The organism is Pseudarthrobacter sp. P1 (genome assembly GCF_050156935.1).
GTDB lineage: Bacteria > Actinomycetota > Actinomycetes > Actinomycetales > Micrococcaceae > Specibacter.
The window spans coordinates 3662508-3675532 of the sequence record NZ_CP189584.1; the positions used below are offsets into that span (position 1 = coordinate 3662508).

The window sequence follows — 13025 nt, forward strand, 5'->3', positions numbered from 1 at the left end:
TGGACCGGCAGCCGTGCGGCAGGGCAATTGGCACCATGATTCACCGTGCCAGGGTGAAATGCACCAAAGCCGGCGGGATGGTCCGGCAGCTGCCGGACCATCCCGCCGTTGTGGCTATGGCAACCCCGGCCCTGACTCACTAGCGTGGTAGCGGGCAGTGGATAGTTCCGCCGGCGTGGTCCGGCGTGCAGGACGCAAGGAATCAGGCAAACGAACCAGGCCAGGGGGCCAGCAATGGATGGGCAGCAGATACACCACCGGATCCAGGAACTCGTGGAAAAGGAGCAGCTCCTCCGGGAGCAGGCACCGTCCCAGGGCGCATCGGAGGCCCGCAGCCAGGAGCTCCACACTATCGAGGTCCAGCTGGACCAGTGCTGGGATCTGTTGCGCCAGCGCGACGCCAAGATCCGTGCCGGTGCCAACCCGGATGAAGCCAAGCTGCGCCCTGCCGACAAGGTGGAAGGTTACCGGCAGTGACCGGCGGCGGCCCGTGCCTTGGGTGGGCATCGCGCCCAAGGCACGGGCCGCGGGTGCTAGGGCGTGTCTCCCAATGCGGCGCTCCAGATGACGACGGCGTGCAGGACGGCCGCTGAGCGGTAGGTGAGGGCCAGTTTGTCGTAGCGGGTGGCCAGGGACCGCCATTGCTTGAGGGTGTTGAAGCTGCGCTCGACCACATTGCGCCGTTTGTAGGCGTCCCTGTCGTATCTGACGGGGCGTCCCCCGGCGGAGCCCTTGCGTTTCCGGTTGGCCTTCTGGTCGTCCTTTTCCGGGATAACGCACTCGATGCCCCGCCCGCGCAGGTACGCCCGGATTGCTTTGGAGGAATAGGCCTTGTCGGCCATGGCCCGGTCCGGGCGGGTGCGGGCCCGGCCGGGACCGGGCCTTTCTACCTTCAGGGCCTCCATGAGGTTCTCAAACATCGGCGAGTCCCCGCCCTGGCCCGGCCCCAGCAGCAGGACCAGGGGACGCATGTTGCCATCCACCAGGGCGTGGATCTTGGTGGTCAGCCCGCCGCGGGACCGGCCGATGGCATGGTCCTCAGGCTCGTCGAGCAGATTCCTGTAATTCGACAGGTCCCCCTGTGTGGCGGGGCAGGTTCGTGCCGTGCTGGTGGGCACGGTTGACCGTGGAGTCGATCGAGACCTCCCAGTTGATCAGCCCGGCCGTGTCCGCGCGGGTCAGCAACGCCGCCAGGACCTTGTCCCAGGTCCCGTTGGCGGCGTTGCGGCGGTGGTGCTTCCACACGGTCTTCCACGACCCGAAATAGGCAGGGAGATCACGCCATGGGATCCCTGCCCGGTAGCGGTAGATGATGCCCTCGGTCATCAGCCGGTGGTCGTTGAAGGGTCGGCCCGGTTTCCCCGACGAATCGGGCATCAACGGGGCAATGGACTCCCACTGGGCATCGGACAACACGGAATAGCGAGAAGGCACCCATCAATCATGCCAAACCGCAAAACCACTGATTAGGAGACACACCCTAGAGGACCTTGTTCAGGAAGTCCCGCACCCGGGGGTTCTCATTGGTGTCGGAGAAGAACTCCTCCGGCGGCATGTCCGCGGCGATGACGCCGCCGTCGACGAAGACCACGCGGTCGGCGACCTTGCGGGCGAAGCCCATCTCGTGCGTCACCACCACCATGGTCATGCCCTGCTGCGCCAGATCGGCCATGACGCCCAGGACGTCGTTGACGACCTCCGGGTCCAGGGCGCTGGTGGGCTCATCGAAGAGCATCAGCTTCGGGCTCATGGCGACGGCGCGGGCAATGGCGATGCGCTGCTTCTGGCCGCCGGAGAGCTGGCTGGGGTAGGCGTGGGCGCGGTGCGTCATGCCCACCTTCTCCAACAGCTCCAGCGCGTGCTTCTCGGCGTCGGCCTTGCTGGTGCCCAGCACGTTCATCTGCGGGAGCATGATGTTCTTCAGTGCCGTCATGTTGTGGAACAGGTTGAACTGCTGGAACACCATGCCCATGCGGGCGCGGAGCCGGTCCAGGTCGACGTCCGGGGCCAGCAGGTCCTCGCCGTCGAAGATGACATGGCCGGAGGTGGGGGTTTCCAGCAGGTTCAGGCAGCGCAGGAACGTTGACTTGCCGCCGCCGCTGGGACCGATGACGGCCACCACCTCGCCGGGTTCGATGGAGAAGTCGATGCCGTTGAGGACCTTGAGCGTGCCAAACGTCTTGGTGATCGCCGTGGTGTGGAGCAGTGCCATTAGATGTAAACCGCCAGTTTCTTCTCAAGGGTGTTTGCCACAAACCCGATGATGTTCGTGAGGATGTAGTAGACCAACCCGATGAACAGGTACACGGTCAGGGCGTCAAAGGTGCGGGAGATGATCGACTGGCCCACCAGGAACAATTCGCTGATGGTCACGAAGGACACCAGGGCCGAGTTCTTGGTCAGCGAGACAAACTCGTTGCCCAGCGGCGGCAGCATGCGCAGGAAGGCCTGCGGGATGATTACGTGCCGCAGGGCAGCGGCGGAACTCATGCCGCACGAGCGGGCCGCTTCCATCTGGCCCTTGTCCACGGACTGGACGGCACCGCGGAAAATCTCCGTGACATACGAGCCGCTGTACAGGCCCAGCGCCAGGACACCGGCCACCATGGGCTGCAGCTGCACGCCCAGCTGGGGGAGGCCGAAGTAGATCAGGAACAGCTGGACGATGAACGGGGTGCCGCGGATGACCGAGACGTACGCGGTGCCCAGCCAGCGCAGGGGCAGGATCTTGGAGAGCTTCGCGAAACCGCCCAACATGCCAAAGCCCAGGCTCAGGACCAGCGACATGCCGATGATTTCCATCGTTGTGACCAGGCCGCGCCAGAGCTGGTCGGCCGAGTTGGTGATGGAGGAGATGTTGATCAGGCTGTGGGCTTTCGCCGGCTCGGTGGAGGCCGAGGCCACATCGCCGAACCACTGCTCCGTGAGCTTGTCGTAGCCGCCGTCGCCCTTCAGGTCCGTGAGCGCCTTGTTGAAGGCGTCCTTGATGTCGGTGTCCCCCTTTTGGAACGCGTACCCGTAGTTCTCATTCGTCAGGCGGTCGCCCACCTGCTTCAGGCCGCCCTGCTGGTGGATGAAGTAGCGCCCGCCCGGCTGTCCGGTGACCACGGCGTCGGCCTGGCCCAGCTTCACGGACGTGAACATCTGGTCGTTGGTCTGGACCTGCACCAGCTCCGCCTTGGGCTGGTTTTGCTCCAGCCAGGCCACGGACTTGGTGCCCACCTGGACCGCGACCTTCTTGCCGGCCAGGTCGGCGAGCGAGTTGATGGCCGTGTTGGAATCGGCCACGAAGATGGACAGGCCGCCGGGGTAGTAGACGTCGGAGAAGTCGATGGCCTTGGCGCGTTCGGCACTGATGTAGATGGCCGATGCGCCGAGGTCGATCTGGTTTGCCTGCAACGCCGGAACGATGTTGCCGAACGGCATCTGGGTGAACTCGACGTTCTTGATGCCGGCCTTGGCCGCCAGCGCCCGGACCAGATCGACGTCGAAGCCCATCTTCTCGCCGTTGGCGTCGGTGAACTCGAAGGGCGGGAACGTGGCGTCGGTGCCAACCCGCAGGGCCACCTTTCCGGATTGCAGGTCAGCAAGCTTCGCGGACGTGGTGGCAGGGGCGGCCGGTGGCGTGGTGGCCGCCGTCGCCGCCTGGGCGGCAGCGCCGGTGATGCCCAGGACAAAGGCGGCCACGATGGCCCAGAAACGGTAGCGGGTGAACAGTCTTTTCACGGGAGCTCAATTCGATGATGGTTCGCAATTGCCGGTTCGGCAGAGGGCTCCCGCAGGAGCGTGGTGTGCTCGTCCGCGATGGCCTGGATGAGCCGGGCGGCGGTACGTGCGGTTCTGTTGTCGATGTCGAAGCGCGGATTGAGTTCGACGACGTCAACGAGGATGAGCTTGGGGGAGCGGGCCAGCTGTTTGCAGACGGCCAGCACGACGTCGAATGGCACCCCGAGCGCGGCCGGCGCACTGACGCCGGGGGCCACATAGGCGGGGAGGACGTCAAGGTCGATGGTCAGGTAGACGGCGTCGACGTCGTTGATGAACGCCGCGACGAAGTCGGTGACCTGCTCCAGCCTGGTGCTGCCGCAGTCCTCGTCCGCCAGGTATTCCACCCCCAGCTCGCTGGCCGTCTGGAAGAGCTCCAGCGTGTTGTTGGCGGCACTGATGCCAACGACCCGGTACGTGAAGCCGTGGCCCGCGGCACGTTCGGCCGCGGCAATCTGCCGGAACGGGGTGCCGGAGGACGGGATGGGGTCCGAGCGCAGGTCAAAGTGGGCGTCGAGGTTAATGATGCCCAGCCGCTTGTTCTCCAGCGTGGTGCCGGCGCGCAGCCCGAGGTAGCTGCCGAAGGCGGTTTCGTGGCCGCCGCCCAGGACGATGGGCAGCTGGCCGCCGGCCAGCGCCGCGGCAATGGCGCGGCCCAGGTTGGCTTGGCCCGCGTCCAGGTCGCCGGTGGCCACCGAGACATCGCCCAGGTCCTGGACCGCGAAATCCGCCGGGGCCGCCAACGGGGCAAGGGCGGAGCGGATCACGGCCGGGGCATCGAACGCGCCGATGCGGCCCTTGTTCCGGCGCACGCCCTCATCGCTGCGGAAGCCGAGCACGGCAATGCCCGCCCGGCCGGCGCGGCGCAGGGGGTCGGCGAGCGAGTCGTTGACGGCATGGTGCCACCGCCTGTGTTCCGGGCCGGGCCCGTCGTCGCGGCCCGTCCACGGTTGGGGACTGAGGTCGGTGGTCATCAAATTCCTTTGTCTGCTTGGTTGAGGAGAACGGCGGTGGAGTGGGTGAGCGCGATGAGCCGCTTTTCATTCCGGATGGCCCGGGCCGAGGGCGCCATGGAGCTCACGGTGCCGACGAGTTGCCCGGACGAGTCAAAGACGGGGAAGCTGACACCCCACACGCCGGCGTCAACGGCGCCATTGCTCAGGGCGAATCCGCGGTGTGCCACGATCGCCAGCTCCTGGCGCAGGGCGTCTTCCCCGGCGGTGTCCAAGGCCAGCGCGCTGATGATGCCGGAGCGCCGTTCGGGGGACAGATGGGCGAGCAACGCCATGGCGCTTGCGCCGCGGTACAGCGGCTGCGACCGGCCGGGGGAGTAGCTGCAACGCAGCATTTGCGGGCCTTCGACGGCGTCGACGCACAGGGCCTGCATGCCGCTGACCACCAGGTAGGCGGCCAATTCCTGGGTTTCATCACAGAGCTGCTGCAGCGCGGAGCTGACGTGGCTTCGCACGATTGATTCCTGCCGGAAGTGTGCGGCCAGCCGCAGCGTCTCCGGGCCGGCGGAGAACTGGCCCCGGTTGTTTGCCGTTGCCACCAGGCCGGACTGGAGCAGGACCGCGAGGTGCCGGTAGACGGCACTGGCGGGAATGCCCGTGCGGGTTGAGATTTGGGCGGCGGTCAGCGCCTGCGCCGATGCGAATTGGAGCAGGATCTCGATGGACCGGGAGGAATTTGCTTCGCCCTTCACCGAGCCGCCATGTGTTTCAACCATGCAGGCGACATTAGTGTCTGAAATTACAGCCAGCTAGGGGAGATTCCCACTCAATGGGAATCGGATTTCCAATGGGTGGGTATTTGTTCCGCGGCGGGTCTGCGGCGCCCATGGCGTCGGAGGGGCGGGCCTGCACGGCAAAGGGCGCGGCGGGTGCCGGGGGACTTGCGTCCCCGGCACCCGCCGCGCCCTTGCCTCAAGCATCCATGCGTTCCTAGCGGGGCGCGGTTGCCTCCTCGGTGATCTTGCCGCGGGCCAGGCGGAACTTGCGGTCCGTCTTGGCCGCCAGGGCATGGTCGTGCGTGACCACCAGGATGGTGGTGTTCTTCTGGTGCGAGAGGTTGCGCAGCAGGTCGATGATGAGCTCGCCGGTCTCATCGTCCAGGTTGCCCGTGGGCTCGTCGGCGAGGACCAGCTTGGGGTTGTTGGCCAGGGCCCGGGCAATGGAGACGCGCTGCTGCATGCCGCCGGAGAGCCGGTTGGCCTTGCGGTCGTGCATCTCATCCTCCAGCCCCACCTGGTTCAGCAGCTCCGCGGCGCGGGCGCTCCGCTCGGCGCGGGGCAGCCCGGCGAACTCCATCGGCAGCATCACGTTGTCCTTGGCGGAGAGGTTGGGGATCAGGTTGTAGGCCTGGAAGACGAAACCGATGTCATCGCGCCGGTAGGCGGTGAGTTTGGCATCGGGCAGCGTGGAAATGTTCACCCCATCCACCACCACATCCCCCGAGGTGGCCTTGTCCAGCGCCCCCAGCAAGGACAGCAGGGTGCTCTTGCCACTGCCGCTCTTGCCCAGGATGGCGGCAAAGGTGCCCTGCTCGATGCTGAACGAAATGCCGTTCACGGGCTTGATGGTGTGGTCGCCGGCTTTGAACGCCTTGACGACGTCTCTGACATCCAACATGGCTTACTCTCCTCGCAGAACTTCGATGGGGCGGACCTTGGCGGTCAGCAGGGCCGGGACCAGGGCGCCGACGGCGGCAATGAGCAGGATGCCGACCACGCCGACAACCAGCGTCTGCCAGCCGACGGAGGTGTTGATGGTGCCGATCAGCTGGCTGGCGCCGGCGAAGGCGCCGCGCCCGCCGCCAAACTGGCCACCGCCCGGCAACCCGCCGGCGGCGGCCTGTCCGGCGAACTGGGAGGCGGCGCCGCCGGTGCCGCGCGCCCGGGTGCCCGCCGTCGTGCTGGCGGTGTTCCCGGCCACCAGGGCGCTGACGATCGAATTGGAGCTGAAGGCCGCGACGGCGGCGCCCCCCACCGAGCCCATGACCACCAGGACCAGGGCCTCGATGACGAACTGCACGCCGATGGTGCGGTTGGAGGCGCCGATGGCCTTGAGCACGCCGATCTCCCGGCGGCGCTCGCGGACCACCATGATCATGATCAGCAGGACGATCAGCCCGGCCGTGACCAGGGCGGCGATGAAACCGATCAGCGAGATGTTCTGCACCGTGGACAGCGAGCTGACGGCCGATTCAAGGTTCTGGCCGCCGGAGCTGACATCCACCCGGGTGCTGCCCAGGGCATTCGCGAGGGCGGTCTTGGTGGCCTCGACGTTGTCGATGCTGTCCACCGTGACGGTCATGGTGCTGATCTCCCCGGCCTGGTCCAGCAGTGTCTGGGTGGCGGCCAGCGGCAGGAAGATGGTGTTGTTGTCGAAGGCGGTGCCGGCGTCGAAGATGCCCGCCACCGTCACGGTCCGGTCCTGGACGGTGAACGTGGAGCCCACCTGCAGGGAGTTCTTGGTGGCCAGCGTGGTGCCCACCAGGGCCTGCGTTGAGGTGGCGGCGAAGTCGCTCAGGGCGGCGCCGTCGGTGATGTTGATGGCCTCGCCGCTGGCATTGAGGGTGCCTGAGATGCCGGTGGCCTCTATCGGGATGGTGAAGGTGCGCCGGGCGGTGCTGCCGGTGCCCGACGTTGCGGATCCGGAGCTGTTCGCCCGGTTGCCCAGCGTGCCCGGGTCAACCGCGGAGGTGAGGCTGGTGGTGCCGCCGGCACCGAAGCCGCCGGGCCCGCCCGGTGCGGCACCGGCGTCGGCCGTTCCGGTGGTGGTGCTGGCCGCCGCGTTGCTGAGCCGGGCCGACAGCGAACCCGTGACGTCGCTGACGTGGGCCACGGCGGCGGCCTTGGTGACGTCCGCGGCCGTCAGGGGCTCGCCACCACCCTGGCCGCCGCGCGCCCCGGCGGGGTTGACCGTCAGGTTGTTGCCGACGGAGGCCTTGAGCGAGCTGACCTTGGCGGCCACCGCCTGGTTGGCCACCAGCATGGACAGCGCGAGACCGATCGCCACGGCCAAAATGACCACGACGGCGCCGGTGCGCACCTTGTTTCGCAACGCATTGCCCACGCTGCGGGCTATGACACTCATATTCAGGCTCCGATACATCCCTTGGGCGCCGGGCGGCGTCCCATCGTCTCCATCGTCTGGGCACCCGCCGTGGCTTTGCTTTGGCCTTGCTGTGCGTGGGCTGTGAACCGCGCGGCCCTGGGCCTTCAGCGGATGCACAGGTGCCGCCCGCTAGACTTGGACCAGGACGTAAGCAGCAACGTAATTGAGGGTCTCTTGCCAGAATTCACCGCCAGGTTTGCCACTCCCGCCGAGATCGCCAACTGGGATGCGCATGTGACCGCCAACCCCAATGGCGGCAACATCCTCCAGTCAGAGGCCTTCGCCGCCGTCAAGGCAAACTACGGCTGGAAGCCGCAGTACCTGGCCATCGAGGGGCCGGCTTGGACCAGCTACAACCTGGTCCTGGAAAAGACGTTTCCGGTGCTGGGCCGGCTCTGGTACCTGATCAAGGGGCCCGACGCCGCCGCCGTCGAGGATGTGCCGGGCATGGTGGCCGCCGTCCGCGGGTTTGTCCGCCGCGACATGCTCAACGTGTTCATGCTCAAGATCGAGCCGGACATCGTGGACTCCGAGGCGGCCCGCGCCGTGCTCACCGGCGCCGGGCTGGTCAAGACCTTCGACCTGCAGCCCAACGACAACACCGCCATCCTGGACATCTCCCCGGAGGAGAACCAGCTGCTGCGCAACCTGCATTCGCGCGGCCGCAACGCCGTCCGCCGGGCCATCCGCGAGGGCGTGGAGGTGGTTCCCGTGGAGGCGAACGAGGCGAACCTGCGCACCATGTTCGAGTTGATGCAGGGCACGCTGGCGGCCAAGAGCACCAACCAGCTGCGCGAATACGCCTACTACCGCTCGTTCTGGCACGAGTTCACCAGCCGCGGCCAGGGCCACCTGTACTTCGTCTACGAGGACGGCCGCCCCGCGGTGGGCGCGTTCGTCATCAACTACGGCCGCAAGGCCACGTACAAGGACGGCGGATCCCTGCAGAACCGCTCCCAGTACGGTGACTCCCACCTGGTGCAGTGGCAGGCCATCGGCGACATGAAGGCCCTGGGCGCGGTGGAGTACGACTTCTGCGGTGCCCCGCCGGCCGCCCGGCTGAAGGACCCCACCCACCCGCACCACGGCCTGGGGCTGTTCAAGACCAGCTTCACCAAGACCGTGACGGACTTCGTGGGCTGCTACGACCTGGCGCTGCGCCCGCTGAAGTACAAGGTGTGGATGGCGGCCGGCGAACGGATCTTCCGCCAGCTGTACAGCCGCCGCACCGGCCACCAGTTCTACTAAGCCGAATCCAGCGACGACGGCGGCGCGCCAGGCGGGCCGCCAAAGAAGGGCACATGAGCGAGGAAGCAGCGGACAGGCCGGCAGCGGAACCGCGGGTTGGCATGATCCCGGTGGTGCCGGTCCCCGGCCGCGCGCCGCAGGCCGGGAAGCCCGCCGGGGCTCGCGCCCGTGCGCCGGAGCCGGACGGGACTCTGGTCCGCGCGCCGGAGCCGGTGCAGCCGGCCACCCCGGCCGTCGGAGCCGCCGTGGTGGCCGCCCGCATCGAAGGCCCGATGCGGCCCAGCTTTGCCGCCCGCCGGGTCCTGCGCCGGCTGGTCCAGGGCGAGGCGCCGCCCACGGCGCCGATGAACATCGTGGACCGGTTGGCGGGAAGCCCCTATGCCAACCCCACCATCCAGGTGGGCGGGGTGGACCCCTCCGCCCGCAAGACCATGGACTTTGCCCTGCATCTGGCCGAGACCATGTTCCGCTACGGCGCCGGTGCCCTGGAGGTGGAGACCTCGATGATTGCCGTGACGGCCGCCATGGGCCTGCGCAACATCGAGGTGGACATCACCAACCAGTCGGTGGTGATCAACTATGCCAAGAAGGACGCCACCCCCATTACGCTGCTGCGCGTGGTGCGGTCGTGGACCGACAACTACGCCGGCCTGGCCAAGATCCACGAGCTGGTGACGGGCATCGTCTCCGGCGGCGTGACCCGCGACGCCGCCACCAAGCGGCTGGACGAGATCGTCCGCAGCCCCAAGCCGTTCCCGCGCTGGCTGGTGGTGCTGGCCGAGGCCATCTTCGCCGCCGCGGTGGTGGCCGTGATCGGCGGCACCTGGGCCGGTGCGCTGGTGGCCTTCCTGAGCAGCCTGCTGGTCGGGGGCATTGCCCGCACGCTGGGCCGCTGGCGGGTGCCGGACTTCTTCGTGGTGGGCACCAGTTCCTTTGTGGTCACCGCCGTCGCCATCACCTGCCTGCTGCTGAAGGTTCCGCTGACGCCTGCCCTGGTGGTGGCGGGCGGAATCCTGCTGCTGCTGCCGACCGGGCGGCTGGTCTCGGCGGTCCAGGACGCCATCAACGGCTTCCCCGTCACGGCGGCCGGGCGGTTCCTGTCCGCCTTCCTGACCTTTGGCGCCATCGTGTCCGGCATCGCCGTCGCGCTGGTCTGCGGGGCGGTCTTCGGCACCGAACGGCTGGATGTCGCCGAACCCCTGACGGGGAGCCTGCCGCTGGCGGCGCTGCTGCCGCTGGTGGCGGTGGCCACCGTGGCCATCTGCATCGCCGAGCAGACCTCCCTGCGGCTGGTCCTGCCGACGACGATGGTGGGGCTGCTGGGCTACGTGGTCTACTTCGCGACCACCAACGCCGGGCTGGGCGGGCGCTTCGCCCCGGCCGTCGCGGCCGTGGTGATTGGCCTCGTGGCCCGCGTGGTGGCCCTGCGGATGGGTGCGCCGGCGCTGGTGGTGGCCGTGCCGTCCATCTTGTTCCTGCTCACCGGGCTGTCCATTTTCCGGGCCATGTTTGTCCTGACCATCACCCCCGACCAGTCCGCCGAGGGTGCCATCGGCATCTTCAATGCGCTGACCACCATCCTGGCGGTGGCGGCCGGGGTGGTGCTGGGCGACAACATCGCCCGGCCGCTGACCGGGCAGAAGGGCGGCAAGAACCGCCGCAACCGCCGCCGCTAGGACCCGCGCCGCTGCCAGGGCCCGCGCCGGTGCGGTTCACCGCCCCACGGGATCGGAGATCCGGGGCAGGGCCGCCTCGGCGCTTCCGTGGGAGCTTCCCGCCGCCTCCATCACGTCCACCAGCAGCGGCCGCAGGACCACGATGAGGGCCTGCCCCTCCAGGGTTGTCGCGCCGAAATCCCCGGGCGCGAGCCGTCCGGCCAACTGGACAAGGGACCCGCGGCACCGGGCCAGCCGGGCGTCCCGGCGCCCTGCGTCGGCCTCGGCGAAGGCATCGGCCAGCGCTCCCACCTGCCCGGCCAGCACGGCCAGGAAACCGGCCAGCCCGCCGGCGGCCGCCTCGGACAGGGCTGCATTGTTGATGGCGTAGGTCAGCCGCCGGGAGAAGACCCTGCTGTTGCGCAGCCCCAGATCCAATTTGCCGGCGGCCGCCAGGAGGAGGTCCATGCCGGCCCGCCGCCGGAACGGGGACAGGATGGCTGCCTCATGGGCCCTGGCCAGGACGGCGGCCGTTTCATTGATGGCCGACTGGCTGCTGCGCGCGCGGACCAGGGCGTGCCAGGCCAGCGTCGAATCGTTGGCCTCCAGCGCCGCCGCGCACTGGCGCAGCACGGCCGAGAGTTCGCCGGCCAGACCGGCGATGGCCTGGCGGGGCAACCCGTGCCGCCCCAGCGGTGCCAGGGCGGTGAACAGCAGCGCGCAGCCGCCGCCCACCGCGGCATCGATGCTTGTGTCCAGGATGCCCTCCAGTGTGGTGCCGCGCATGGACGCCAGCACCGCCTGGATGGCCATCTGGGTGGCGAAGACGGCGCCCTTGTCCAGAAACCGGGCGACCACCACAAAGGCGAAGACGATCAGGACCGACTGGGCAGGGCCCTGGCCCAGCAGCAGCGTAAACAACCCGCCGCCGGCGACACCGAGGGTGCAGCCGATGGCCACCTCCAGGACACGGCGGCTGCGCAGGTCCGAGGAGAACTGCAGGGCAATCAGGGCCGAGGTTGCCGTGAAGATCGGGGCCGGGTGGCCCAGGACGCGTTCGGCAAAGAGATAGGCGAGGACCGCGCACAACGCCATGAGCAGGGCCTGGCCCAGCGAGGACCGGCTGCGCACCAGTCCGCTGCGGACGTAGCGTTGAAACTTTTCCACCATGGTTGTGGACATTCTCCCTGGTCCCGCCATGGCACCATGGCGGGCATTGGCGACACCGGCATGCACGCTCCACCGGCCGTCCGGGGAGCATCCACGGCCACGCTAGCGCGACCATGTTTCGCGCCGATTGCCCGCAGGTTTCCCGGGCACCGCTTTCCCCGGGGCCCTGCTGCCGCCGGGAAAGCGGTGCGGCGGGATTCCTAGGCCGGGGCCAGGATCTGGCCGATGGGTTCCTTCTTTTCCGCCTGGAAGTAGTCCTCGGTGCGCCCGTAGGCCCAGTACCCCGACAGGGACACCTGGGAGCGCTCCAGTCCCTGGCCCTTGAAGAGGACATCGCGCAGGGCCTTCATGTATTCACGCTCGCCATGGGCGAAGACGTCCACCCGGCCCAGTTCCCACGGCGCACCGGCCACGGCCTCGGCCAGCAGCGTGGCGGTGCCCGCCGGCTGGCCGCGGCGGAACAGCCACTCGATCTGCATTCCGGCGGGGGCCTTGATGTCCTGGATGTCGGCCTCCTCGTCGACCTCCAGGTAGGTGCGCCCGACGGCGCCGGCCGGCAGGGCCTCGAGGCAGGAGGCAATGGCGGGGATGGCGGCGTCGTCGCCCGCGTACAGGTACCAGTCCGCCTCCGGATTGGGCTTGTAGCCGGCGCCCGGACCGGAAATGATGAGCCTGTCGCCGGGCTTGGCGTTGGCGGCCCAGGGCCCGGCCAACCCCTCGTCGCCGTGCACCACAAAGTCGATGGCGAGTTCGCGCGCCGCCAGGTCCAGCCAGCGGATGGAATAGGTCCGGGTGGCGGGCCACTGCTCGCGCGGCATGTGCTCGCGCAGGGCAAACACGTCCAGCGGCTCTTGGTACGCGACGCCGGGGTGCGGGAAATGGATCTTCACGTACATGTCGGTGAAGTCCTTGGGCGTAAACGTGCCAAACCCGTCGCCGCCGGCCACCACGCGCACCATATGGGCGCTGGGCCACTCGGTGCGCAGCACCACCAGGGTCGATTGCGGGCGAGGCTTCACGGCGGGGGCAACAGTCACGGGGAGGCTCCTTGGGTGCCGGCGGGGCCGGC

12 protein-coding genes are annotated in these 13025 nt (G+C 68.3%); 3 read left to right on the forward strand and 9 right to left on the reverse strand.

Translation table 11 applies throughout. The features are described from left to right. The first annotated feature begins 234 nt into the window (after positions 1-234). The gene (locus ACQCSX_RS17235) at positions 235-477 is read left to right on the forward strand and encodes a DUF2630 family protein (protein ID WP_427016458.1); all 243 of its coding nucleotides are present in this window, start codon (positions 235-237) and stop codon (positions 475-477) included. A 56-nt stretch (positions 478-533) separates the two neighbouring features. Here the strand turns inward: ACQCSX_RS17235 and ACQCSX_RS17240 are convergent. From ACQCSX_RS17240 to ACQCSX_RS17270, 7 genes are all read right to left on the reverse strand, one after another. Continuing rightward, positions 534-1377, reverse strand: a protein-coding gene (locus ACQCSX_RS17240; RefSeq protein ID WP_427018933.1) for an IS5 family transposase whose coding sequence is annotated in 2 segments (ribosomal slippage) — positions 534-1070 and positions 1072-1377 — 843 coding nt in all. Because the reading frame shifts where the segments join, the coding sequence is not laid out codon by codon here. A gap of 103 nt (positions 1378-1480) precedes the next feature. Beyond that, positions 1481-2212, reverse strand: a complete 732-nt coding sequence (locus ACQCSX_RS17245; RefSeq protein WP_427016459.1) for an amino acid ABC transporter ATP-binding protein — start codon at positions 2210-2212, stop codon at positions 1481-1483. Then, positions 2212-3726 (reverse strand): ABC transporter substrate-binding protein/permease, encoded by a 1515-nt coding sequence (locus ACQCSX_RS17250; protein WP_427016460.1) that lies wholly within the window; start codon positions 3724-3726, stop codon positions 2212-2214. Before ACQCSX_RS17250 ends, ACQCSX_RS17245 begins: the two co-directional genes overlap by 1 nt. Next, positions 3723-4739 (reverse strand): formimidoylglutamase, encoded by a 1017-nt coding sequence (gene hutG / locus ACQCSX_RS17255; protein ID WP_427016461.1) that lies wholly within the window; start codon positions 4737-4739, stop codon positions 3723-3725. Before hutG ends, ACQCSX_RS17250 begins: the two co-directional genes overlap by 4 nt. Continuing rightward, complete coding sequence (locus ACQCSX_RS17260) at positions 4739-5494, reverse strand: IclR family transcriptional regulator (protein WP_427016462.1); 756 nt, start codon at positions 5492-5494, stop codon at positions 4739-4741. Before ACQCSX_RS17260 ends, hutG begins: the two co-directional genes overlap by 1 nt. A gap of 214 nt (positions 5495-5708) precedes the next feature. After that, positions 5709-6395 (reverse strand): ABC transporter ATP-binding protein, encoded by a 687-nt coding sequence (locus ACQCSX_RS17265; protein ID WP_427016463.1) that lies wholly within the window; start codon positions 6393-6395, stop codon positions 5709-5711. Between the two features lie 3 nt (positions 6396-6398). Next, on the reverse strand, positions 6399-7862 hold the full coding sequence (locus tag ACQCSX_RS17270) for an ABC transporter permease (protein ID WP_427016464.1): 1464 nt from the start codon (positions 7860-7862) through the stop codon (positions 6399-6401). Positions 7863-8057: 195 nt separating this feature from the next. Here ACQCSX_RS17270 and ACQCSX_RS17275 point away from each other — a divergent pair, with 195 nt between their 5' ends. Next, positions 8058-9131, forward strand: a complete 1074-nt coding sequence (locus ACQCSX_RS17275; RefSeq protein ID WP_427016465.1) for a lipid II:glycine glycyltransferase FemX — start codon at positions 8058-8060, stop codon at positions 9129-9131. Positions 9132-9184: 53 nt separating this feature from the next. Then, positions 9185-10807, forward strand: a complete 1623-nt coding sequence (locus ACQCSX_RS17280) for a threonine/serine exporter family protein (protein ID WP_427016466.1) — start codon at positions 9185-9187, stop codon at positions 10805-10807. Between the two features lie 36 nt (positions 10808-10843). Here the strand turns inward: ACQCSX_RS17280 and ACQCSX_RS17285 are convergent, their stop codons facing one another. Then, positions 10844-11956, reverse strand: coding sequence for an FUSC family protein (locus tag ACQCSX_RS17285; RefSeq protein WP_427016467.1), 1113 nt, complete (start codon positions 11954-11956; stop codon positions 10844-10846). A 200-nt stretch (positions 11957-12156) separates the two neighbouring features. Further along, entirely contained in the window at positions 12157-12993 is an 837-nt protein-coding gene (locus ACQCSX_RS17290) for a siderophore-interacting protein (RefSeq protein WP_427016468.1), read from the reverse strand. Positions 12994-13025 lie beyond the last annotated feature (32 nt).